This is a genomic window from Pseudanabaena biceps PCC 7429, assembly GCF_000332215.1.
Lineage (GTDB): Bacteria > Cyanobacteriota > Cyanobacteriia > Pseudanabaenales > Pseudanabaenaceae > Pseudanabaena > Pseudanabaena biceps.
In genome coordinates this window covers 15,198-40,117 of sequence record NZ_ALWB01000016.1, presented here as the reverse complement: position 1 = coordinate 40,117, position 24,920 = coordinate 15,198, and the positions used below count along the sequence as shown (strand labels likewise).

Genomic DNA, 24,920 nt, shown 5'->3' with positions numbered 1-24,920 from the left:
TTACTTCTTCGCTAATCCAAAAGGTCAGGCTTCCTCTTTGTTTCAGCCCTGCGTTATACTCTGACCAGTTGCGGATCTCATATTTCTCTGTCATCTTTCGGGGTCTCATCTCCTGCTTAATACTTAATTTACCTTCTAACCCCCTTTTTATGCAACAACGCCAGGTGTTGATGAAAACCGATCGAGATCGCGGATTTGGCTACTCATCAGATTCAGCTTTACCTGAATGCGGTCAATCGTATTCTTTGCAGCAAGATTCGGCTAAAGAATCTGAATCTCTAAATTTCCAATGGCTAGAGGATGGCTCAATTCAACTGGAATCTGAGAAATTAGGAATTTTAAAATTTATTCCGGTAGTCGCACAATTAGCAGAATCTCCCGATGAACAAACAAGCGAACAGATATTGAAATTACTTGAGAGTGTAATCGATCAAGCCAATTCACAGCCGTATCGGACAATTATTCTTTATTTTGGGACTGCTCAGGATGTGTCCAAAATATCGCCTAAGTTGCGACGATATTTTAATACTATTGGTAATGATTTACTGAATTCTGATTTCAATTCTAATTTTAAAAGCGATCGCAAGTTAGCTTTGTTGCCAGTGAGTCCTTTTGATATTTTGAGTACAGAGAGAGTTGCTAGAGCTGTTCAGTGGTGGATTTATTCCCAAAAGTACAGCGCTTATCCCATCAAAAAAGTATTAGAATCTCGATTGCCTGATGAACTACTTAAACCGATTCAGCAGACTGGCGCAATACGTCAAAGTCCCCAAAACAATCAACTTCTGTTCATACGTCCTCTTTCTCTTAGCAATCGCAAAGTATTCACCAGTAACTTGCATAGCATGATTAAGAGAGAAGAGGCTAAAGGTAATTCGGCTAGGGGAGAGGTTGTTAGACTACGGCAACTAGAAAATTTGCCCGAAAGTGTTGATCAAGAATTTGAATCTTTCTTAACCTGTCCCACTTGCCCAGCAAACTATTCGGCAAATAGCTTTGATATTAATATAGAAAATATCGGCAATGATTGTTTTGAAGCTCATTGTCAATCATGTAATACCACTTGGGGTTTACAAAGATGTGGGCAATGCCAAACTAACTATCCGTACATCAAACTTGGTGGGGCTAATCTTGAAATTAGCGATCGGTCAGTTGGCTGGAGCGATCGCGTATTTGGACGTGATGTACTAGCTGTGCCTTGTTTTGCAGATAATAGTTTACAGTTCTATATTTGTTCTAATTGTGGAAGTTGTGGCAATTCCTCACAGTCTAGTTCTTATTCTTGTCAGAGATGTTAAGTATATTTGTAGGATGCGTTATTGTTGACGTAACGAATCCGTCTTTAACAGATTAGGTTACACGGTACAAAAGAATATGGAAAATTTTTGGCTATCTACCAATGATATTTGCAAAAAACTTAGAATTAGACGTAACACAGTATATAGATGGATTTCTAAACATGGAATGCCTGCACATCGTATAGGGCGCTTTTGGAAATTTCAAAAAGATGAGTTGGATTTATGGATAGAGCTAAATAGACCCTTATCTCTTCAACAAGGAAAGCAAACAGCAAAAAAAAAGACATATAGTTTGTCATTTACTGCTGGAGATTTGCTGTTTCGTGAATCTTTGGTTGTCGCAAGTTTATTCCTTGATATTCGAGACTGGAATTTGGTTCGAGAAAAAGTTGTTGCGAATAATTTATTGCAAGCTAAGACGTTAAGTACGACTAAACGTATCTGTGGAGAAGTTTGTTCTAGATTAAAAATGCTTAGTCAAAACGAGTTAGAGTTACTTACCGAGACAACTATTCAGGAGCAAGGTTATTTATTGTGGTTAGCAATCTGTCGCCGTTATAAATTTGTTGCTGAGTTTGCAGTAGAGGTTTTAAGGGAAAGATATCTGAGTCTCAAGAATAGTCTTAATTATGAAGATTTCAATTTTTTCTTTTCTAAAAAAATAGAATGTCATCAAGAGTTAGCTAAAGTCAGTCAAAGAACAATCGATAAGTCTCGTCAAGTTTTATTCAGAATGATGCGGCAAGCTGGGTTGTTAACGACTGAAAACGAAATTAATGTTGCTCTACTAAGTCCTAGACTTCTAAATGAGCTTGCTGAGAATTCGCATCCAGATATTTTTGTGTTTCCATATTTTGAAGTTGGTTAGCGATCTAGAGGTTTGTATTGGCAGCGCGAAGCGCTACCAATTACTGCATTTTGTATTTAAAGGAGAAAATTAATTGTGGTGAAACAGAATTTCAAGTCGGTAGCAGAAAGATTGGAGCATTTATATAAAGTGATTTCTAGTCAGCGATTTTTAAAAATGCAAGGACTAAATAATGAAGTCCCTTTTTTCATTTGTGCATATCAGCCTGAAGATGCGGTTGAAATCGAACAATTACAATCTCAGTTAGTGAGTCGTCTTGAGCAGTCTGGAGTAAGAGTTTTACAGATTAATATTTATGACTTGGCGATCGCACTTTTACAGGAAAGGGGGATTTGGCAGCAAATTATGGATATTGAAACTTCAGTATCTAAGGAACAACTGAAGGAGTTATTGCAGGGAGTACTCGATCCTGATACGCATCTTGTGCCTGCGATCGCCCAAAAAATGCAAGATGCTGATTTTGACGTGATATTCTTGAATGGTGTTGGTGAAGTTTTTCCCTATATTCGTACTCATAGTATTTTGAACAATCTCCAAAGTACAGCAACCCAAATTCCGACTCTCATCTTTTTCCCGGGAGAATACACCCACTCGCTAGAGTCTGGTGCGTCTCTTGAGCTTTTTGGTAGGCTGCGGGACGATCGCTATTATCGGGCTTTTAATATTGCTGATTATGAGGTTTGAGTGGGAGGAAGTGGGCAGTGGAAAGTGAGGAGTAAGAAGGAATTAGCGGTTTAAGGATTAGGGTGTAGTTCTTTTATTTTTAGTCTGAAAAATTATGCTTTTACAAACGATTTTTGCACAAGATATTAAGCGTCCTATTGAAGGGGTGATTAAGGCTGATGATGAGGCGCGATTGGGGGTAGAAATTCGGGAATATGTATTGACTAACGAGGTGGAAAAGCGGCTTGAGTCATTTTTAGAAGCATACAATGGCTATCAGGGGGCAAATGGGGTTTGGGTATCAGGATTTTTTGGATCTGGTAAGTCTCATATGCTCAAGATGTTGGCTTTGCTTTTGGAAAATCGCGAGGTTGATGGGGAGAAAATTTTAGAAGCGTTTTTGTGGAAGTGTCGAGATAACGAGATCTTGCGCGGTGAACTTAGAAAAGCGGTGGCGATTCCCTCGAAAAGCATTTTATTTAATATTGACCAAAAGGCTGACGTAATTAGTAAGACTCAGATTGATGCACTCTTAGCTGTATTTGTGAAAGTATTTGATGAAATGAGTGGCTATTATGGCAAGCAAGGTCATATTGCTCAATTTGAGCGCGATCTTGATAGTCGTGGGTTTTATGCCAGTTTTCAAGATAAGTATGAGGAGATTGCGGGAAGAACTTGGCAAAAGGGGCGAGAGCAGGCTTTGTTGGAAGGGCAAAATATTGCTAGGGCTTATGCGGCGGTGACGGGGAATGATTCTGAGTCCGCGATCGCTATTTTAGATAAGTATCGCAGTCAGTATCGGGTTTCGATTGAAGATTTTGCAGATCAGGTGAAAGCTTATCTGGACAAACAAAGTCTTGATTTTCGTTTAAATTTCTTTGTCGATGAGGTGGGGCAGTACATAGCGGAAAATGTAAAGTTAATGACTAACTTGCAGACGATCGCGGAGAGTCTTACCACTAAATGTCAGGGTAGAGCTTGGATTATTGTGACGGCTCAGGAGGATATGGACTCAGTGGTGGGAGAAATGAACCGCCAACAGAGTAATGACTTTAGCAAGATTCAAGCGCGGTTTCACAATCGGATGGTGCTGACCAGTCAAGATGTTGCTGAGGTGATCCAAAAGCGTCTTCTCACTAAGACCGAGGCGGTTAAGCCACTATTGGCAACTATTTATCAAGAGCAGGCTAATAACTTTAAGACTTTGTTTGACTTTACGGATGGTTCGCAAACCTATCGCAATTTTCAAGATTGTGAGCATTTTACTAATTGCTATCCGTTTATTCCCTATCAATTTACGCTCTTTCAGGCGGCGATCCAAAATTTGTCAAAGCATAATGCTTTTACTGGTAAGCATAGCTCTGTGGGTGAGCGCTCAATGCTGGCGGTATTTCAATTAGTTGCTATTCAGATTTGCGATCGCCCGATTGGAAAGCTGGCTACCTTTGATTTGATGTTTGAAGGAATTCGCACAGCGCTGAAGTCAAGTGCTTATAAGTCGATTCGCACTGCGGAACAGAATTTAGATAATCAACTTGCCATTCGTATTCTGAGAACGCTGTTTTTAGTCAAGTATATTAATGAGTTTAAATCAACTTTACGAAATTTATGTGTGTTGATGCTGGATGAGTTTAATCAAGACTTACCACAATTGAGTAAAGACATCGAAGAAGCGTTAGATCTCTTAGAGCAGCAAAACTATATTCAGCGCGATGGGGAACAGTATGTTTATTTGACTGATGAAGAACAGGATATTGAGCAGGAAATTAAAAATACAGAGGTTGAGTTTCGCGATTTGGCTGACGATCTAGAAAAGCTCATTTTTGATTATGTGATTAAAAATCGGAAGATCCGTAATGCTGAAAATAACTATGACTATGAGTATTCTCGTAAGTTAGATGGGCGGCTGCAAGGGAGGGAACATGAGTTAACAATTAATGTGATCACGCCGTTTCATGAAAATGCTGATAATGAAGCTGCTTTGGCGATGCAGAGTATGGGGTTTGATGAGTTGTTGGTGATTATGCCTGTGGAATCTCGGTTGATGAGCGATCTGATGATGTACAAACGCACGGAAAAGTATATTCGCCAGAATGTGACGATCGCTAAGCAGGAGGGGATTAAGCGGATCTTGGAATACAAGGCTTCTAGTAATAGGACTAGAGAAGCACAACTGAAGGAATCGATCAAGGCTCTGCTCGGTCAGTCTAAGTTGTATGTGGCAGGGACAAAGTTTGAAGTTGGAGGTGAAGATGCTCAGAGTCGGATTATTAAGGGATTTCAGACTTTGATTGAGCGAACTTATCCCAATTTGAAAATGTTGCGGGGAATTTCTTACAGTGAAAATGATTTGGGAAATGTGCTGAATAATTCTCAAGAGGGATTATTTGGAAATGATGTGACTACGTTGGATGAGTCGGAGCAGGAGGTGCTTGCTTTTATACAGGGCAATAATCGGACGGGGATCAGGACAACTTTAAAATTGGTGATCGATCGCTTTCGCAAGAAACCCTATGGCTGGTATGAGGCGGCAACTCTTTGTCAGATCGCCAAGTTATCGGTGCGGGGCAAGCTAGACACTAAGATTGATAGCAATATTGTGGAAGGGGATGCGCTAGAAAAGGCTTTGCGTTCTGCAAGTGGCTATGGCAATGTGATTTTGGAGCCGCAAATAGACTTTACGACTTCACAGGTACGCAACTTAAAAGAGTTTTATCAAGAGTTTTTTGATGCGTCGCCGACAATGAGCGAAGCTAAGGCTTTAGGTAAGGAGACGGGAGAGGCTTTTCAGAAGTTATTGAATCTACTCATGCCGATCGCCTCGCAGGTGTCGCAATATCCATTTTTGCAAGCCCTCGATCCTGCGATCGCAATGATTTCTGATGTGAAGGGCAAGTCCTATGCTTGGTATTTAACGGAGTTATCTAAAAAACAGGACGATCTGCTGGACTTGAAAGAGCAGGTAATTGCGCCAATTCGGGGCTTTATGAATGGTAATCAGAGGGAGATTTATGAGCAGGCGCAAAAATTTGTGCAGGCTCAGGAGTCTAACTTTGCTTATATTGCTGGTACTGATGTCGAGCAGATGCGGGCGATCTTAGCCGATCGCCAATGCTTTAAGGGTAATCGGATGCAGCAGGTCAAGGTGTTGAGCGATCGCGCTTCGGCAGCAGTTGCCGAAAAGGTGAAAGAGGAGATCGCGATCGCCAAAACATCTGTAACGGAGCTACAAACTCGACTTTGTGCGATGTCTGAGTTTACTGGTTTGAGTGCTGAACAACAGACTCAGATTGTGCAACCCTTTAGCAATTTTTTAACGGCGATCGCTAACCAAAGTCTAATTGCGGTAATTCGTGATATGCGGCGGCGGTTTGAGGAAGAGACTTATGCTGGCTTGATGGTGCGGGTAAGTGAGTGGGCGACGGCGACTAATCGGGTTCAGCCTGACTCAACGGCAAAGAGTTTAGTCGGTGGTACTTACAAAGTATCGGTTAAGGACAATCAGGCGATCGCTTATGTGGCGAAGCAGTCAATTCAGGTTAAGTTTGATCGGGTATGGCTAGAAAATGAGGCAGATGTGGATCGCTATTTGGCAGCGATGCGTGAGGCTTTTATGGCTGAGATTCAACAGAACAAGAGGATTTCGATATGATTACTAGGCTTGAGATGAAGAACTTTATGGTTTTTCGCAGCAACTTAGCTGTTGGTTTCTCACCCAAAATTAATGTAATTATTGGTGAGAATGGTACGGGCAAAACGCATTTGCTTAAAGCGGTGTATGGATTAGCGTCTGGTAGTCAATTATTTAATAAGAAACTAGATCACAATAACGCAGAGGTGAGTGAGGAAGATTTAAGTGAATTTCTTACAAAGAGATTTCTAAGAGTTTTCTTGCCTCTAGAGAATAAGGTGGGCAAAATGCACAATACAGGTGCGAGCGAAAAGGCAGAACTCAAAGCTGACTTTTCGCTTGATCGCTCCATCAAAATTAGTTTGCATAATAATTCTCAAACGATCGCCATTCAAAAAGATCATAACTATCAACAATATCGTCAAGAGCCTGTCTTTATTCCGACTAAGGAAGTTCTTTATTTTATGAAGGGATTTGTCAGTCTTTATCAGAGGTATGAATTGTCTTTTGATGAAACTTATAATGATATCTGTGTATTACTCGATCTGCCTTCTCAACGTCCAGAGTTATTACACGAAAAGTCTAAATGGGCGATCGCCGAAATCGAAAAAATTTGTGGCGGGCGGTTTATTTTTTATGGTGGTGGTAATGTCACTTTTAAGGCGGGTAATGTTGAATATTCGGCAAATGCGATCGCTGAGGGTTTTCGGAAGGTTGGCATTTTAGCAAGATTGCTAGAGACGGGGGCGATTCAACCAGGGAGTAGCGGGACACTCTTGTGGGATGAGCCTGAAGTTAATCTCAATCCCAAGTTATTGCAGATTCTTGTCGAGATTTTGCTAGAGCTATCGCGTAATGGTCAGCAAATTATTTTGGCAACCCATGATTATGTTTTGCTGAAATGGCTTGATTTGTTGATGGATAAAGGTAAAGGTGATGAGGTGATTTATCACAGTCTTTATCGAAATACTGACTCCAAAGAAATTGTTGTGGAGAGTTATGATCGCTATCAAGACATTAATCAAAATTCTATCTCTGACGCTTTTGCCGAAATCTACGATAGAGATGTATCAAGGGCGTTAGGAGTGTAGATGAAGTTATATAAAGCTGAGACTAGAGCCGATCTTGAATTTAGCTTTCCAGATGAACTTAAGTGGGAAGAGTTGGATCGACAGGGTGTTAGATTACCACAAGGAATGTCTTTTGTGGATTTGATCATCGAGCGAGAGAAAGATTTGCTGTTGATAGAAATTAAAGACCCCTCAAATTTTTTGACTCCAGACAAAGAAAGACAAAAATATCTAGCTAGGCTAAGTAATAATGAGCTTATAACCGAGGAATTAACGCCTAAAATACGAGATTCTTATACATATATGCATCTTATGGAAAGAGATACCAAGCCAATTATTTATATTGTTTTGTTGGGCTTAGATGCGTTTGATGATGTGCTTCAAAAAGGTGTTCTCAGTAACTTTAAGGATCGTCTGCTCCGCAATATTCGCAATGAATGCGAGCAGCCTTGGAAAAGAGATTATGTCAAAGATTGTATTGTGTTGTCCGTTGATGGTTGGAATCGCACATTTAAAGATTGGACAATTCAACGCTTATCAAACCCTAACCCCTAGCCCCTAATCCCTAACTCCTAATTCTCTACTTCCCACTCCCAACTAAAAACATGGACACCTCAAGACTCAAAAGATTTGCACAATTTGCCCGACGTAGTTTGATCGAGCAGGTCACTAGTCGCTTGAATCTGGTTTTGCAGCCTGAGAGTATGGCGCGGCGGGAATATGGGGAGGCGATCGCCGATCTCGAAAAGGAGATTAAGGCTAGTTCTAAGGAACAGGTGATCGATCGCGTGGCTTATGTTTGGTTTAATCGATTTTGTGCGCTGCGGTTTATGGATGTAAATCGCTATACGAAGATTGGGGTGTTGTCGCCTGCGGAGGGACAGTTTCAGCCTGAGATTTTGGCTGAGGCGAAGATGGGGCATATTGATGAGGATTTGGTGGCGGATGCGGTGGTGCGCGATCGCATTTTTGCTTTATTAAATGGCACTAGCCCTAGTCCCGATCCGCAAACTGAGGCTTATCGATCGCTGATTGTGTCGGTATGTAATCATTTTTATAAGGCGATGCCCTATTTATTTGATCGCATTGCCAACTATACGGAGCTTTTGATGCCTGATGATTTGTTGTCGGGCAATTCGATTTTGGCTTATACCCGCGAGACGTTGACTCCCGATGTTTGTAAGGATGTGGAGGCGATCGGTTGGCTCTATCAGTTTTATATTTCGGAGAAGAAGGATGAGGTGTTTGATGCGTTGAAGAAAAATCGCAAGATTACGCCCGAAAGTATTCCTGCGGCGACTCAGTTGTTTACGCCTAAATGGATTGTGCGTTATTTGGTAGAGAATTCTTTGGGTCGTTTATGGATGTTAAATCATCCTAATTCGCGGCTGATCGAGCAGATGGAATACTATATTGCTCCCGAACAGACGGAAACAAATTTTCTGCGAATTGCGAAGCCAGAGGATATCAAAATCTGCGATCCTGCTTGTGGGTCGGGGCATATGTTGGTGTATGCGTTTGATTTGTTGTATGCAATTTATGAAGAAGAAGGGTATGAGCCTGCGGAGATTCCTGAAAAGATTTTGACGTTGAATTTGTTTGGGATTGAGATTGACGAACGGGCGGGTGAGTTGGCGGCGCTTGCGTTGACGATGAAGGCTACTAAGCATCGGCGGTTTTTTAATAAGGGAATTAAGCCGAATATTTGTGTGTTGGAGAATGTGAGTTTTGCGGATGATGATGTGCAGGGCTATATGGATTTCGTGGGGCGAGATCTCTTTACTGCGCCTTTGTTACGGACTTTGCATGAGTTTGAGGAGTCGAATAATTTTGGTTCGTTAATCCGTCCGACGGTGACGGATGTGGCGGGGATGGTTGAGATTTTGCGGTCGAAGAATGTGGAAGGTAGTCTGTTTTTTTACAGGACTCATGAGAAGGTTTTGCGGGTGTTGAGGCAGGCTGATTTTCTGAGTTCTAAGTATCATGTGGTGATTGCGAATCCGCCTTATATGGGTGGGAAGGGGATGAATAATCGAATGTCGGCTTGGGTGAAGGATAATTATCCAGATAGTAAGTCTGATTTGTTTGCAATGTTTATGGAGCGTAATCTTGAGCTTGCTGTCAAGAATGGGTTAGTGGCTATGGTTACAATGCAAAGTTGGATGTTTTTGTCTTCGTTTGAGAAGTTGCGAGAGAAATTAATTGCAAAACAAGATATAGCAACATTAATTCAGATTGGCTACAATAGTTTTCCAGACTTAAATTCTAAGGTTGTGCAAGCTTGTGCTTTTGTTTTGGTAAATTCTCCTCACAAAAATTTAGGGGCTTACATTAATCTCAATGATGCGCCACAGTCTGCGGATAAAGAACTTGTTTTCATTGAAAAGAAGAAAAACAATCTTATTTATCGGGCTTCTGTCGATGACTTTAAGAAGATTCCTAGTAGTGCGATCGCTTATTGGGTAAGTAAGAGAGTCCTAGATATTTTTGCTACATCAGAAAAATTAGAGAGTCTTGCTTCTCCAAGACAAGGATTAGCAACGGCTGACAATGATCGATTTATTAAGTTATGGTTTGAAGTAAAACATAACAGTATCGGATTTGGATTGCAGAATAGAAAAGAAGCTCAAGATTCTAAGAGAAAATGGTTTCCTTATAACAAGGGTGGTGAATTTAGGAAATGGTATGGAAATCAAGAATATATCGTTAATTGGAAAAATGATGGATATGAGATCAGAAACTTTGGCACTGAAAATGGTGGTAAATCTAAATCGCGCCCTCAAAATACAGATTTTTACTTTCAAGAAAGTGTAAGCTGGTCTAAAGTTTCAAGCAGTATTTTTTCGTTAAGATTTTTTCCAAGAGGTTTTATTTTCGCTGACGCTGGAATGTCCATTTTTAATCTAAGTCAAGAAGTTTTAAAATCGATACTTGGAGTAATGAATTCTCCAATAATGTCTAATACAGTTGCAGCAATATCTCCAACTCTTAATTTTGAGGTGGGACAAATTAAAGCATTCCCAATTAATCAAGAAATAATTAATCCTAACCAAGATAGAATAAAATCAATCGATAATATTATTAATATTAGTTGTTCAGATTGGAATTCTTACGAAACTTCATGGGATTTTACAACTCTGCCACTTCTAAAAGTAGAAAGTGATAAGTACGAAGTAGAAAGCAATCAAAACAACAAACTCCACACTTCAAACTCTCTACTCTCCACTAAATACGCCCAACTCCGCTACCACTGGCAACAAACAACCCTAGAAATGCAACGCCTCGAAGAAGAAAACAACCGTATCTTCATTGAAGCCTACGGACTCCAAGACGAACTCACTCCAGAAGTTCCATTAAAAGAAATCACTTTAACCTGTAACCCTCACTACCGCTATGATAGCAACAAAAGCGAAGCCGAACTAGAAACACTTCTACTAGCCGACACCATGCGCGAATTCATCTCTTATGCAGTAGGCTGTATGTTTGGCAGATATTCTATTGATAAAGAAGGACTCATTTTAGCCAACCAAGGAGAAACCATAGAAGATTATCTTCAAAAAATTCCTAATCCCAGTTTCATGCCCGATCGCGATAACGTCATCCCCATCCTCGAAGGCGACTGGTTTACCGATGACATCAGCGAACAATTTCGCAAATTTTTACGCCTCACCTTCGGTGAAGAAAACTATCAAACCAACCTAACCTTCATCGAAAAAGCCCTAGACAAACCAATACAAAAATACTTCCTCAAAGACTTCTACAACGACCACGTAAAACGCTACAAAAAACGCCCGATTTATTGGCTATTCAGTAGCCCCAAAGGAAGCTTTAACGTCCTCATCTACCTCCATCGCTACCGCCCCGACACCGCCAGCATCGTCCTCAACGACTACCTCCGCGAATATCGCGCCAAACTCACCGCCCACAAAAAACACCTCGAAGCCGTCAGCATCGACCAAAACGCCACCCAATCCGAAAAAACTAAAGCCCTCAAAACCATCGAAAACCTACGCAAAATCATCGACGAACTCGAAAAATACGAACGCGATATTCTCTATCCCCTCGCCAGCCAACAACTAGCGATCGACCTCGACGACGGCGTAAAAGTCAACTATGGTAAATTTGGCGCAGCCCTGAAAAAGATCGCAGGACTAGAAGCTACGGATGATTAAACTATCAGAATTGTCTAGATCCCCCCCAGCCCCCCTTAAAAAGGGGGGAGAATTTTCTTCTTCCCCCTTTTTAAGGGGGATTGAGGGGGATCTCTTGCAAAAGTGGGTACAGCGTCCCCACTTTTGTCATTGTTTATAGGTATGCACTTGCAGGAATGGATGATGAACTTTAATACTGCCAATCAAACCTTTCGCCAACTCCTCGGCAACGGCTTGCTTTACCGCGTCCCACCATTTCAGCGAGACTACTCTTGGACAGAAGAAGAATGGGACGACCTCTGGCAAGACATCCTCGGACTATTTGCCGAAGATGGTGAACAGGCGCATTACATGGGCTACCTCGTCCTGCAATCCTCTAACAACAAACAATTTGACATCATCGATGGTCAACAACGCCTTACCACAATCAGCATCCTCATCCTCGCCGCCCTCGCCCATCTGCAAAATCTAGTCAACAAAGCGATCGATCCCGACAAAAACCAAAGGCGCAAAGACAACCTCCAAAATAGTTACATCGGCTACGTTGACCCCGTTTCCCTAATCCCACGCTCCAAACTAGAACTAAATCGCCATAACAACCGCTTTTATCAAACCTATCTTGTCCCCCTCGAACCAATTCCCGTGCGGGGCTTAAATGCCTCAGAACATCAACTCCGCAAAGCCTTTAACTGGTTTCGCGACAAAATTGCGGCGCGATCGCAACAAAGCGGTGAAGCCGTCGCCATCTTTGTCGATACGATTGTCGATAAACTATTTTTTACAGCGATCTCCGTTACCGATGAACTAAACGCCTTTAAAGTATTTGAAACCCTCAACTCTCGCGGTGTGCGCCTATCTGCCACTGACTTGCTCAAAAATTATCTCTTCTCAGTAATTGCATCAGGCAACACCCACGAAACCGAACTCAAAGCCCTCGAAGAAAAATGGGAAAGGATCGTCGATGAATTAGGCAGCGAGAGCTTCCCTGACTTTTTGCGCGTCTATTGGAATAGCAGTCACAAACTGGTGCGAAAAGCCGATCTCTTCAAAACCATTCGCCGCCATGTCACCACCAAAGAACAATCCTTTGCCCTCATGCGCGAGCTAGATCGATCCGCCTCAATTTATGCCGCCCTGCGTAATCCCCATGAGTCGATCTGGAAACCAGAAGAAAGGCGATTGCTCGAACAATTGTTAATGTTTAATGTGCGTCAACCGATGCCAATGCTGATGTCAGCCCATCGCCAATTTGCCGAAACCCAACGCCAGATTTTTACCCAACTATTACAGGCGATCGCCGTTATCTCATTTCGTTACAACGTCATTTGCAATCTGCAAACCCAAGACCAAGAGCAGGTTTATAACAATGTTGCCTACAAGATCGATTCTGGGGCGCTGACAAACTTGCGATCAATCCTTGATGAACTCCAATCCGTCTATCCCGATGATGCCGTTTTCAAAGCTGCCTTTACCGACAAAGAGCTAAAAACCACTAATTCCCGCAATAAAAAAGTCGTGCGCTACATTCTCTTTCAACTAGAAAAACAAGTCTCAGGACAAGAGTTTGACTTTGAAAGTGCAGCCTATAATCTAGAACATATCCTCCCTGAAAATCCTGCCGAAGCATGGTCACATATCGATGAACAAAATCAAGACAAGTTTGTCTATCGCCTCGGCAATATGACCCCACTAGAGAAAAAGCCAAATCGGGCGATCGGCAATCAGGGCTATGCTGAAAAAATCGCGATATTCCAAGAAAGCTGCTTTAAAATCACATCGGATATTCCTAAAAATAGCGAAAGCTGGACAGAGAAAGCAATTACAACCAGACAAGCCCAACTAGCCAAAATCGCCACAGCTATCTGGAAAGTTGATATGCTCAAGGCAAATTAAGATTTCAAAATACATCTCAAAACATATCTCAAAATGAACGAACGCATTGCTCAAGCCTTAATCAAACAATTCGATCGCGATCGGATTATCTTTTGGTATGACAGCAAACAAGAATTACGAGATGACTTTGAAAGCTTAGAACTCGATCGCGTCATCAAAATTGAATTAAAAAATAATGAATTTGCAATCAAATATCGGATTTTGCGAGAGCAGCCCAAACAAAAGTTTTTGATCTACCACGAAGGCGCTCAACCTGCGGATATTGATAACTGGTTACTCGATGTGCAGTTAGCCTATGGACAGTTTCGCACCGACCAAGTAGCTCTGCTATTAGCTGACTTAGAGTTAGGGCTAGAATTTGCCGAAGTCATACAGGCACATACAGAATTTTTTCAGGCTATTAAACGCAAAGACTCCTTAAAGCGTTTGCTTGCTGCTAATGATACTCAAGGAATGATCCGTTTAAAAATGTTGGCTGTCTGTGCATCTGCTGACCCACGCCTTGATGCGATCGTCGAGCAGCTATTGGCAGAACACGCCAACGATCAAGATACCAAAATCAAATTAATTAATCGCTGTGGATTAGATGGTTTCCTATGGGAACAAATGCAAAGAACCTATGGATATATATCCGCAGAAACAAGCATCAAAGACTTCGCAATTCAACTCTTCAAATATTGCTATTTCCAAAATTTCGCCAATAACTCCCCACTTCCCACTTCCCATTCCTCACTATCTACCGATGCGATCGTCTTCTTAAAACGATGGAAAGATAGCCGTCAATTTGCGGAATCCTTTGAAAAGCTCTCTGATAACTGTGCTGAGATTCTCAATATTGAGCAGGATTTATATAAACGCGATTTGCATCAACTGATCGAGCTAGATTATTTTTTAATAATCGATCAAAAAATTCTCAGCGACCTAGCAATTCAGCTAACTGCAAGGACAATTTCTCTAAGTGATATCACCTCCACAATTTATCAACGCCGCACCTGCCATTGGTACGCTCGCTTTCGTGATGCTTATGAGTGTATTAACTTTGCGGCTCAGTTTATCTATACCCTTGCTGAAGCTAACTTGAGCATGGACTCGATCGCCGATGGCATTCAAAAATATAGCCAAACTTGGTTCCGTTTAGACCAGTACTATCGCAAAGTCATTTATCACAGTCGCTCAAGCAATAGTAAAGCGATTTCAGATCTAAAAGATCAGATTGAAAATCTATACACCAATAACTATCTTTTAAAACTTAGCGATCGCTGGCAAACCTTCATCGATGCCGCGCCAAAATGGGAAGCAATACCGATCCCTTCCCAAAAAAACTTTTATGAGCGTTGGGTGCGTCCATTTCTCAACCGTGATAACAAAATTTGTGTGATCATCTCCGATGCCATGCGATACGAAATTGGCGATGAATTTTTGAGCCTAATCCGCCAAGAAGATCGCTATGAAGCGACCATAGAGCCAGCCCTATCGATGCTGCCCAGCTATACCCAGTTAGGTATGGCAGCCCTATTACCAAATACTAGCTTAGCTATTGCCGACAATGAAACTGGTCATGTCCTTGTCGATGGACAGCCCTCCAACGGTACTGCTAATCGTGACAAAATCCTCAAACAAGCAGGCGATCGGGCTAGGGCGATCGCGGCTGAAGATTTAATCGCCCTCAATCGTGACGAATCCCGCGAACTCCTGAAAGCAAATGATGCGATCTATATCTATCACAACCGCATCGACCACACTGGCGACAAATTGCAATCTGAAGGACAAGCCTTTGAAGCTGCCGAAAGCACCCTCAAAGAGTTAATTCAATTAGTGAAAAAGCTAACTGCGGCAAATGCAAATAATATCCTGATTACCGCCGATCATGGATTTATCTACCAAAATCAAGACCTCGAACAAAGTGATTTTCTGAGCCAAGATGTCACAGGTCAAACTGTTCTCTACCGCGATCGCCGATTTGTATTAGGTAAAAACCTCAATCGCACCGATAGCGTCAAATTCTTCGACTCAAATAGCCTCGGTCTAGCAGGTGATATTGAAGTTTGTATTCCCAAATCCATCAACCGATTACGCCTCAAAGGTTCAGGTAGTCGATTTGTGCATGGTGGAGCCACACTCCAAGAAATAACTATTCCGATCATCAGAATTAATAAAAAGCGTCAGAGCGATATATCTTCCGTAGAAGTAGAGATCCTGCGCGGTAGTAGCTCAACGATTACATCAGGACAGTTAGCAGTGACTTTTTATCAAGTGCAACCCACTACTGATAAAGTGCGATCGCGCCATCTCCGTGCAGGTATTTATACACAATCAGGGGATCTAATTTCTGATTCCCACGATCTCAATTTTGATATAGCCTCAGAAAACCCTAGAGAACGTGAACTACAGATCAGATTTCTGCTTACCAAAAAAGCCGATGAATCCAATAATCAGGAAGTGATTTTGCGCCTAGAAGAAAAACTATCGGGAACCACCCACTATCAAGAATATAAATCAATCCGCTATTTAATTAGGCGATCGTTCACCAGTGATTTTGATTTTTAAGCCAAGTACTATTAAGAGGCGCGGCGCGAAGCGTTTCACCTCTTCATCATAAAATTACAAAAATGTACCTGTGAACCTATGAATGCTCTAGACCAAAAAATAAACACCCACTTCGCAGGACTAGTTGTTCGTAAAGACCTAGTAAAAACAGTCAAAGGTAATGCGATCGTACCTTCCTATGTCCTTGAATATTTGTTAGGTCAATACTGTGCCACCAGTGACGAAGCAACGATTGCAACTGGAATTGAAACCGTTAAGGAGATTTTAGGAAAACACTATGTCCATCGCAACGAAGCAGGATTAGTCCGTTCTAACATCAAGGAAAAAGGACGATACAAAGTTATTGATAAAATTAGCGTCTCTCTCAACGATAGAGCCGATATTTATGAAGCTGAATTCGCTAATCTTGGCATCAACAAAGTATTAGTTGACTCAGGCACAATTAAAACTCATCCCAAACTTTTAGTAAGTGGTGTTTGGAGCATTGCCGATATTGAATATCAATTCGTAGAAGATAAAAATATCAGTCCTTGGGTTTTAGCATCACTAAAACCAATTCAGTTATCCCACTTTAATTTTGATAGTTACATCGCCGCCCGCCGACAGTTTTCCACAAATGAGTGGATCGATCTGCTAATTCAAAGTATTGGCTTTAATCCTGCTATGTTCAGCGATCGTCACAAACTCAGTCAATTGATCCGTTTAATTCCTTTTTGCGAACGCAACTATAATCTGATCGAGTTAGGACCCAAGGGAACAGGTAAATCCCATATCTATTCGGAGTTTTCACCCCATGGCATTCTCCTCTCTGGCGGTGAAGTGACAGTTCCTAAACTGTTTGTCAATAACTCATCTGGCAAAATTGGTCTAGTTGGATATTGGGATGTAGTTGCCTTTGATGAATTTGCAAGCAAGCAAAAGCGCATCGATAAATCCCTTGTCGATATCCTGAAAAACTATATGGCAAATAAAACTTTTTCGAGGGGGATTGAGACGCTCGGCGCAGAAGCATCAATGGTTTTTGTGGGAAACACTAAAAATACTGTTCCCCATATGCTGAAGCATTCAGACTTATTTGAAGAGTTACCGCCCAAGTTTTATGACTCAGCCTTTCTCGATCGCCTCCATTTTTATATTGCTGGCTGGGAAGCTGACATAATTCGTGGAGAGATGTTTTCCAATGGATATGGCTTTGTAGTCGATTACCTCGCCGAAATTCTCAGGTCAATGCGAAATTATGATTACTCACAACATTACAAAGAGAGTTTTGCCTTATCTTCAGATATCTCAACCCGCGATCGCGATGCGATCGATAAGACTTTCTCAGGATTAATGAAACTTATTTTCCCACATCGAGAGGCAACTAATACAGAAATAGAAGAACTCCTCAAATTTGCGATCGAAGGTCGCAAAAGAGTAAAAGATCAATTAATGCGGATTGATGCCACTTACTCCGCAGTCCAATTCGTTTATTTCGACAAGTTGGACAAAACAGAACAACCAAATCAAGTCAAGTGTCTTGAAGAAGAAGAATATCCTGATTACTATTATCAAACTGCTATTTCCCAAACTAATCGTGAATCAACCAATAATGAAAGCGGAGAATCTTCGATAACATCACTTTTAGAATCCCCAGAACTCCTTAATTCAAGTCTTAAAGAGCAACATTTAACATTTATAGAAAATCAACAAGGCGTATCATTTGATGCTCTCTTTGGTGCATATTTAGCAGAAGCAAAGCAAATAACTATTACCGATCCCTATATTCGGATCTTTTATCAAGTCCGCAACTTAATGGATTTCTTAGAAACTGTTGTCAGGTATAAACCTGATGATTGCTCGATCAATATTCATTTAGTTACCACCGAAGATGACTTTAAAGGCACACAGCAACAAGAATATTTTGAAGCGATTAAGCAATCTTGTCTCAATGTAGGAATCGAATTTACTTGGGAATTTGATGAAAGTCGAACTATTCATGCTCGTCATATCCAAACCGATCATGGCTGGAAAATTCTTTTAGATCGTGGGTTAGATATCTTTCAACAATATGACATGGGTAATACTTTTAGCTTTGCATCACGTCTTCAACAGTATAGATACTGCAAAGCTTTCGAGATAACTTACATTAGAGCGATCGCACCAACTCTATAAATTTAATTCAACTTACCGTCTTTAATCTCTATTTAGTGTTAATTGACGTAAAAAAGTGATCATTTTCAAGCCTCAAACCCCCAACTAGTCACAGATTTATCTTAGAGCAAATAATAATTACTTATTTGCCATTAAAATAAAACGAATAAGTATAAATACTCATTGCTGCCAACGTAAATTCTAAGTTTGAGGATTTTGCTTGGCGTGTTACGATATATTGAAGGGGTATCTGCCCGTTTGTTAGTTGTCGTTATGCCAAAATGGTTTAATACTGCTGGTCCTTGTAAGCCTGACATTCACTACATGTTGTCAGCTACAGAGCGCTTGCCTGAAATCAAACAATTAATTGCTCAAGAAAATTACTTTGTCATTCATGCGCCAAGGCAGGTGGGTAAAACTACGGCTATGATTACTCTTGCTCAAGAATTAACGGCTAGCGGTCAATATACGGCAGTGATGTTGTCTCTGGAAGTGGGGGCTGTATTTTCCCATGATCCAGAATTAGCGGGGCGGGCAATTTTGGATGAATGGCAGGATGCAATTAAGTTTTATTTACCGCCAGAGTTGCATCCCAGCCATAACATTTTAGGAGAATCAGGTCGTCACATCGGCGCTTTTTTGGCAGCGTGGTCACAGGAATCGCCACGACCATTGGTGGTGTTTCTCGATGAAATCGATGCTTTGAGTGATGAGACTCTAGTTTCTGTACTTCGGCAAATTAGATCTGGATTTCCACGCCGTCCAAAGGGATTTCCGCAGTCAGTTACCTTAGTGGGTATGCGCGATGTTCGAGATTATAAATATGCTTCTGGGGGGAGCGATCGCCTTAATACTTCTAGTCCTTTTAATATCAAAGTGCGTTCTTTCACGCTGAGTAATTTTACTCTTGAGGATGTGAGGAATCTTTATCAGCAACATACAGACGCTACAGGACAAATATTTACCCCAGAAGCAGTTGATTTAGCTTTTCATTTGACACAGGGGCAGCCTTGGTTGGTTAATGCGATCGCTAAGGAAATAGTTGAATACATTGCTACAGACCCAGCCACTCCAGTTACAGTTGATTTAGTGAATCAAGCCAAAGAAATTTTAATTCGGAGACAAGATACGCATCTAGATAGCCTTGCAGAAAGGCTAAGAGAAGATAGAGTCAGAGCAGTGATTCAGCCTATTCTAGCTGGGCAGGAACTGCCAAATGTGCCACAGGATGATATTCGCTACGTTTTAGATTTGGGACTTTGTACCAATCAAGATGGTTTAACTATTGCTAATCCTATTTATCAGGAAGTCATACCAAGAGTGCTTGCCTATGTAACAACTGCGTCAATAGGATATGTTCAACCAATCTGGCTAAGCGAGCAAGGGGAATTTTTGCCCAATCGCTTGCTAGAAGCGTTCTTATTATTCTGGCGGCAACATGGGGAACCTTTGTTTGGAAGTACACCCTATCCAGAAATTGCACCACATCTGGTGCTGATGGCTTTTCTCCATCGAGTCATTAATGGAGGTGGGACGCTGGAAAGGGAATATGCGATTGGTTCGGGCAAGATGGATATTTGTCTTCGCTATGGCAAAGTGACTTTGGGGATGGAGTTAAAGGTATGGCGCGATCGCAGATCTAATCCACTCAAGGAAGGATTGTCGCAGTTGGATAAATATTTATCGGGATTGAGTTTGGATACAGGATGGTTGGTGATTTTCGATCGCCGTAAGGGTTTGCCGCCGCTAAGCGATCGGACGACTACTGAGAATGTGATTAGTCCTGCTGGTCGAGAAATCATCGTCATTCGGGGATAGATAATGCAGTTGATACTTCTAACTTTTTCTAGAGCCAACTTGCACTAATTGTTACACTCAAAATATTATGACCGCAGAGCTTTGGCATCACGATAGGATTGATACGAATGGCATAGAATTGCACTACGTTACCGAGGGTAAAGGTGCGTTGATGTTGTTCCTGCATGGATTTCCAGAATTTTGGTACTCTTGGCGACATCAAATCCCTGAATTTGCGAAAGACTATAAAGTCGTTGCTGTCGATCTGCGCGGTTATAACGATAGTGATAAGCCTCAAGCCCAATCTGCTTATGTGATGTCAGAGTTTGTGGAAGATATTAGAGGAGTGATCGATGGATTGGGCTATGAGAGTTGTATTCTTGTTGGTCATGATTGGGGAGGGGCGATCGCATGGTCATTTGCCTATGCCTATCCTGAATTAGTAAGTCGTTTGATCGTAATCTATGGTACGGAGGAGTATGTGCAGGATTTGCGGATTCGCTATATTCCTAATTGCAGTCATTGGGTGCAGCAGGAGAAACCGCAGTTGGTTAATCAAATGATGCGTGAGTTTTTGGATGGGATTGATTGCTAATGATTAGCTAAAAGTACTGCTACCTTTTAGCTAGTCGTGCTTTGGTAGTTTTAGCTATTCATGATGGCAAATTCGCAAATCTCTGCGTCAAATCGGTTATGCTTTACCGCCAGTGAGGTAATCAAAAGAGGAAGTGGGTAATTCATGACGACTGTTGTTACTTTTTTGGGCGATCGCGGTTTATTAGAAACAAAATATAGGTTTGGCGATCACGCTCAATCTTATACAGGCGGCGTATTTGCCGAGGCGCTGGTGCAGTTTTGTGAATTCGATCGCATGATTGTTTGTGTGACGGAGAAGGCAAAACTAAACACATGGTCAAAATTAGTCAATCTTCACAGCGACCCAAGGATTCAGGCTCTGGATATTCCTACAGGAATTGATACGAGCGAGATGTGGCAAACTTTTGAGATTATTGCGGCGGAGATTCCTGAAGGGGAAAGTGTTATTTTTGACATTACTCACGGATTGCGATCACTACCTTTTCTCGTATTTCTATTTGCGGCTTATTTCAAGGCGGCGAAAAATGTAACGATTAAGTCCATTTACTATGGGGCGTTGGAATTAAGAGCGGGTGAGATTGCGCCTGTGATTGATTTGTCGGAATTTATTTCGATGATTGATTGGATTACGGCGACTACAAGGTTTACGGAGATGGGGAATGGTCAGGCTTTGGTTGATCTGTTGAGGAATGAGATGCCGACTACGGAAGAATTGCGAGATCGCCCTGATTGGTCAGATTTGAGTGGGTCTTTAGAAAATACAGCTAGTGCTATTGAAACGATTTCTCTGGCGTTGAGTATTACTAGACCGATTGAAGTAATGGCTTCGGCATCGAAGTTGGAGGCAACGCTAAAACGTAGTGCGGATGCTTTTGGGCAGAGGGCAAGACCTTTTCAGTTGCTGAGCGATCGCGTTGTGGCGGAATATGGGCAGTTTGCGTTAGAGCGTCCTATTCAAAAAGATGTAATTCGTCAAAATCTGGAAATTCAGAGGGAGACGATTGAGTGGTACATTGAGCGCAATTATATTGTGCAGGCTTTGACACTGGCGAGGGAGTGGCTGGTTTCGGTGGTTGCCTATTGGTTTGATTTGGATATTCTGGACTATAGAGGAAGTCGCGAACCGATTGAGGATGCGCTACATCGGCTTAGGCATAAGTTTCATCCGAAAGGACGAGAATTTGTATCAAAGGGAAATGGCTATTTTGATGAGTTAGTAGATCTTCCTAATGCTAGGGCGATCGCAACTTTGTGGAAGGAGTTGGCTAATTTGCGGAACGATCTTGCTCATTGTGGGATGAATAAACGGCCGATGTTGGCGACAAAGATGCGTGAGTGTGCGATGGGGATTGGGCGATCGCTGATTGATATCGAAAAGTCTTTATTAGATTAAACTAGCTGTAACCCAATTCTTGGTATTTGTATGGCTTTCAGGGATTTCAAAAGTATTGGACAGACGGTTAAAGATTTACAAATAATTTATGCTGAGGCTAATTTTGTTTTAGAGTCAGTGTTTCCTGTGTCTGATTACTTTCGGCAAGATCTGGAGTATGTAATGCGGGAGGGTGTGGTGAATAATTCGGAGTTTGCGATTTGCGAGAATTTGATTTACCCTGTGCTGAAGGAGGTTTGGAAGTCCTATGGTGGTAAGTTTACGCTGTGGAGTCATCAGTTACTAACTTGTGATGAGTCTTTGTCTGGATTTCCTGAGTATATTTTGGCGAGGCGATCGCCGCTTGGTAAGGTGGTTTTTGATCAACCTTATTTGTTGATTGTGGAGGCGAAGCAGGATAATTTTGATTGGGGATGGGGGCAATGTTTGGCTGAAATGGCGGCGGCTGATCGTTTGCATGGTGAGTCTGCTGTGACTATTTTTGGGGTTGTTTCTAATGGTATTACTTGGGAGTTTGGTAAGTTGGAGAGACGAAATTTTACGCATCATCCTGCAACTTATAGTATTTTTGAGTTGGATCGGTTGTTTGCTGTGGTTAATTACATTTTTCTGCAATGTGAGATCCAGTTGGCTGGTTATTTAGGCATGGTGGCTTGACTGTTGCTAAGTTTTTACATAATTTAATGTTATCGAGCTAGACAAAAACTTGGTTTGGCAGTTATAGTTTTGGCAGTCACCTCCATAGGTGGCATGTACCTTGAAAACCGCATTATTACGTTGACCTATGGAGGTCGCTCTCTCCATAAGGGTTTCTGCTTTTATATTTGTCTTCTTGTTGCGAATTTAGCACTCTTATTGACTATGTAAATGACCTATGGAGATCGACCCTATTAAAAGCTTTACTGTGTAAGCCTCAAAAATGTGAGGTGTTTCACGCCTAACACCCCGCAAGGGGACGGAAACTTTTGATATGACTCCGTCTCTATGGCACTGATCTCAGCCTGATGTTTCACGCCTAACACCCCGCAAGGGGACGGAAACCCAAATAATGCGAAAAACGTTGAAGTGTCAGTATTAGTATTAGTTTCACGCCTAACACCCCGCAAGGGGACGGAAACGTTCAATAAGAACTTCAGTCTGCTCAAAATTGTTTTCGTTTAGGTTTCACGCCTAACACCCCGCAAGGGGACGGAAACACTGATAACATCTACTTGTTTGCCCTGTTGAATAACGATATGTTTCACGCCTAACACCCCGCAAGGGGACGGAAACGTGGTTCCAAGATTCTCATCTTGATTTTTCCACTTTGTTTCACGCCTAACACCCCGCAAGGGGACGGAAACAATTTCATGAACTTTTACCTTTGAAATTGGGCACTAGTTTCACGCCTAACACCCCGCAAGGGGACGGAAACACAAGAGATGCAGCAATAGCGGTTGCAGCAATAGCAATTTTGTTTCACGCCTAACACCCCGCAAGGGGACGGAAACTGCAGTAGTTTTAGTATCTGATCGAGTCAGTTGCTGGTTTCACGCCTAACACCCCGCAAGGGGACGGAAACAAGATGTTTCTTGTGAATAAATAGTAGCTTCTGAGCCACCGTTTCACGCCTAACACCCCGCAAGGGGACGGAAACAGACTTACTAAGATCAGGCCTGTTAAAAACTAGTGCAAAGGGTTTCACGCCTAACACCCCGCAAGGGGACGGAAACTTTATTGTGTTTGCTAGTTCCAATGGCCTGCATTTTTAGGCCGTTTCACGCCTAACACCCCGCAAGGGGACGGAAACGAAAGAATATTGTTAATATAACTCCCCAGCTAAATTTCAGTTTCACGCCTAACACCCCGCAAGGGGACGGAAACTTCGTGATATAGTTTAAAACCGTCATCAATAATCTGTCTAATGTGTTTCACGCCTAACACCCCGCAAGGGGACGGAAACAGCTCAGCTCCCTCAGACTTGTTTGGAAAAAATCGACCACGTTTCACGCCTAACACCCCGCAAGGGGACGGAAACACCAGCCTAAGATTATCCTTGCAGACATCTTGAGTCATATGTTTCACGCCAAACACCCCGCAAGGGGACGGAAACCAGTCTCGGTGTAGTTTAGATTTGCGTTCCGTAATTGTTTCACGCCTAACACCCCGCAAGGGGACGGAAACATTTTTTGCGATCGAATTGTGAGAGCTAAGGAAACCTTGAAGTTTCACGCCAAACACCCCGCAAGGGGACGGAAACAATGTTGTATCATTCTCCTTGATATTTTTCGGGTCTACGAGTTTCACGCCTAACACCCCGCAAGGGGACGGAAACCCTGCTGCTTTACAGACGGCTTGAAGCTCTTCTGGTGTTGTTTCACGCCTAACACCCCGCAAGGAAACGGAAACGGGGAATTATCACAGACTTCCTTCCCTGACGGAAAGGTTGTTTCACGCCTAACACCCCGCAAGGGGACGGAAACAAGAAGTACAGCTACTATTGAACTCTTCATTGAAATTTCTCGTTTCACGCCTAACACCCCGCAAGGGGACGGAAACGGCTAATTGCTTCTTTTGCATATTTACACTATATAAATTGTTTCACGCCTAACACCCCGCAAGGGGACGGAAACCTCTTGGCGATGGTGAACAGGGACAAGTGGCATAGATCTACTGTTTCACGCCTAACACCCCGCAAGGGGACGGAAACTTCATAGGCATGTGTAATTAATGTTCTCGAAATACTGACAGTTTCACGCCTAACACCCCGCAAGGGGACGGAAACTTCAGAAAACTAAATCCGGGAATGTATTGAGCTACGACAGTTTCACGCCTAACACCCCGCAAGGGGACGGAAACATAGGCTGTCCACCAGCCTTGTAATTAGTAGGAATAGCAAG

Annotated in this window: 14 protein-coding genes and 1 CRISPR repeat array (1 of these 15 only partly in view); all 14 genes read left to right on the top strand. The window is 42.1% G+C overall.

Annotated features, from left to right (window positions below; translation table 11 throughout):
* Positions 1-149 precede the first annotated feature (149 nt).
* Positions 150-1,298 carry a hypothetical protein gene (locus PSE7429_RS03450; RefSeq protein WP_009625664.1) on the top strand — a complete coding sequence of 383 codons (1,149 nt, stop codon included), beginning with the start codon at positions 150-152 and terminating at the stop codon, positions 1,296-1,298.
* 76 nt (positions 1,299-1,374) lie between these two features.
* Complete coding sequence (locus PSE7429_RS03445) at positions 1,375-2,166, top strand: BrxA family protein (RefSeq protein ID WP_009625663.1); 792 nt, start codon at positions 1,375-1,377, stop codon at positions 2,164-2,166.
* A gap of 156 nt (positions 2,167-2,322) precedes the next feature.
* Positions 2,323-2,850 carry a DUF1788 domain-containing protein gene (locus tag PSE7429_RS03440; RefSeq protein ID WP_083888360.1) on the top strand — a complete coding sequence of 176 codons (528 nt, stop codon included), beginning with the start codon at positions 2,323-2,325 and terminating at the stop codon, positions 2,848-2,850.
* 94 nt (positions 2,851-2,944) lie between these two features.
* Positions 2,945-6,481, top strand: a complete 3,537-nt coding sequence (gene brxC / locus PSE7429_RS03435) for a BREX system P-loop protein BrxC (RefSeq protein ID WP_009625661.1) — start codon at positions 2,945-2,947, stop codon at positions 6,479-6,481.
* The gene (locus PSE7429_RS03430; protein WP_009625660.1) at positions 6,478-7,551 is read left to right on the top strand and encodes an AAA family ATPase; all 1,074 of its coding nucleotides are present in this window, start codon (positions 6,478-6,480) and stop codon (positions 7,549-7,551) included. Before brxC ends, PSE7429_RS03430 begins: the two co-directional genes overlap by 4 nt.
* A complete protein-coding gene (locus tag PSE7429_RS03425) occupies positions 7,552-8,085 on the top strand; it encodes a hypothetical protein (protein WP_009625659.1) in 534 nt (177 codons plus the stop codon). It begins immediately after the preceding gene.
* A gap of 50 nt (positions 8,086-8,135) precedes the next feature.
* Complete coding sequence (pglX, locus tag PSE7429_RS03420; protein WP_009625658.1) at positions 8,136-11,702, top strand: BREX-1 system adenine-specific DNA-methyltransferase PglX; 3,567 nt, start codon at positions 8,136-8,138, stop codon at positions 11,700-11,702.
* Positions 11,703-11,864: 162 nt separating this feature from the next.
* A complete protein-coding gene (locus PSE7429_RS03415) occupies positions 11,865-13,574 on the top strand; it encodes a DUF262 domain-containing protein (protein ID WP_009625657.1) in 1,710 nt (569 codons plus the stop codon).
* Positions 13,575-13,607: 33 nt separating this feature from the next.
* Positions 13,608-16,121, top strand: coding sequence for a BREX-1 system phosphatase PglZ type A (gene pglZ / locus PSE7429_RS03410; RefSeq protein WP_009625656.1), 2,514 nt, complete (start codon positions 13,608-13,610; stop codon positions 16,119-16,121).
* A 78-nt stretch (positions 16,122-16,199) separates the two neighbouring features.
* Positions 16,200-18,275: a BREX system Lon protease-like protein BrxL gene (gene brxL, locus PSE7429_RS03405; RefSeq protein WP_009625655.1), complete on the top strand. Its 2,076-nt coding sequence runs from the start codon at positions 16,200-16,202 to the stop codon at positions 18,273-18,275.
* 252 nt (positions 18,276-18,527) lie between these two features.
* On the top strand, positions 18,528-20,072 hold the full coding sequence (locus PSE7429_RS03400; protein ID WP_040687150.1) for an ATP-binding protein: 1,545 nt from the start codon (positions 18,528-18,530) through the stop codon (positions 20,070-20,072).
* Between the two features lie 67 nt (positions 20,073-20,139).
* Entirely contained in the window at positions 20,140-20,646 is a 507-nt protein-coding gene (locus PSE7429_RS03395) for an alpha/beta fold hydrolase (protein ID WP_009625653.1), read from the top strand.
* Positions 20,647-20,790: 144 nt separating this feature from the next.
* Positions 20,791-22,041, top strand: a complete 1,251-nt coding sequence (csx2, locus tag PSE7429_RS03390; RefSeq protein ID WP_009625652.1) for a TIGR02221 family CRISPR-associated protein — start codon at positions 20,791-20,793, stop codon at positions 22,039-22,041.
* Positions 22,042-22,071: 30 nt separating this feature from the next.
* Positions 22,072-22,698 (top strand): hypothetical protein, encoded by a 627-nt coding sequence (locus PSE7429_RS03385; protein ID WP_009625651.1) that lies wholly within the window; start codon positions 22,072-22,074, stop codon positions 22,696-22,698.
* Between the two features lie 271 nt (positions 22,699-22,969).
* Positions 22,970-24,920: direct repeats of the CRISPR family, unit length 35 nt; unit sequence GTTTCACGCCTAACACCCCGCAAGGGGACGGAAAC (it continues 264 nt past the right edge of the window).

Excerpts from the sequence above, each read along its gene's own strand:
- PSE7429_RS03450 (WP_009625664.1), top strand. The coding sequence starts at position 150 with ATGCAACAACGCCAGGTGTTGATGAAAACCGATCGAGATCGCGGATTT.
- PSE7429_RS03445 (WP_009625663.1), top strand. The coding sequence starts at position 1,375 with ATGGAAAATTTTTGGCTATCTACCAATGATATTTGCAAAAAACTTAGA.
- PSE7429_RS03440 (WP_083888360.1), top strand. The coding sequence starts at position 2,323 with ATGCAAGGACTAAATAATGAAGTCCCTTTTTTCATTTGTGCATATCAG.
- brxC (WP_009625661.1), top strand. The coding sequence starts at position 2,945 with ATGCTTTTACAAACGATTTTTGCACAAGATATTAAGCGTCCTATTGAA.
- PSE7429_RS03430 (WP_009625660.1), top strand. The coding sequence starts at position 6,478 with ATGATTACTAGGCTTGAGATGAAGAACTTTATGGTTTTTCGCAGCAAC.
- PSE7429_RS03425 (WP_009625659.1), top strand. The coding sequence starts at position 7,552 with ATGAAGTTATATAAAGCTGAGACTAGAGCCGATCTTGAATTTAGCTTT.
- pglX (WP_009625658.1), top strand. The coding sequence starts at position 8,136 with ATGGACACCTCAAGACTCAAAAGATTTGCACAATTTGCCCGACGTAGT.
- PSE7429_RS03415 (WP_009625657.1), top strand. The coding sequence starts at position 11,865 with ATGAACTTTAATACTGCCAATCAAACCTTTCGCCAACTCCTCGGCAAC.
- pglZ (WP_009625656.1), top strand. The coding sequence starts at position 13,608 with ATGAACGAACGCATTGCTCAAGCCTTAATCAAACAATTCGATCGCGAT.
- brxL (WP_009625655.1), top strand. The coding sequence starts at position 16,200 with ATGAATGCTCTAGACCAAAAAATAAACACCCACTTCGCAGGACTAGTT.
- PSE7429_RS03400 (WP_040687150.1), top strand. The coding sequence starts at position 18,528 with ATGCCAAAATGGTTTAATACTGCTGGTCCTTGTAAGCCTGACATTCAC.
- PSE7429_RS03395 (WP_009625653.1), top strand. The coding sequence starts at position 20,140 with ATGACCGCAGAGCTTTGGCATCACGATAGGATTGATACGAATGGCATA.
- csx2 (WP_009625652.1), top strand. The coding sequence starts at position 20,791 with ATGACGACTGTTGTTACTTTTTTGGGCGATCGCGGTTTATTAGAAACA.
- PSE7429_RS03385 (WP_009625651.1), top strand. The coding sequence starts at position 22,072 with ATGGCTTTCAGGGATTTCAAAAGTATTGGACAGACGGTTAAAGATTTA.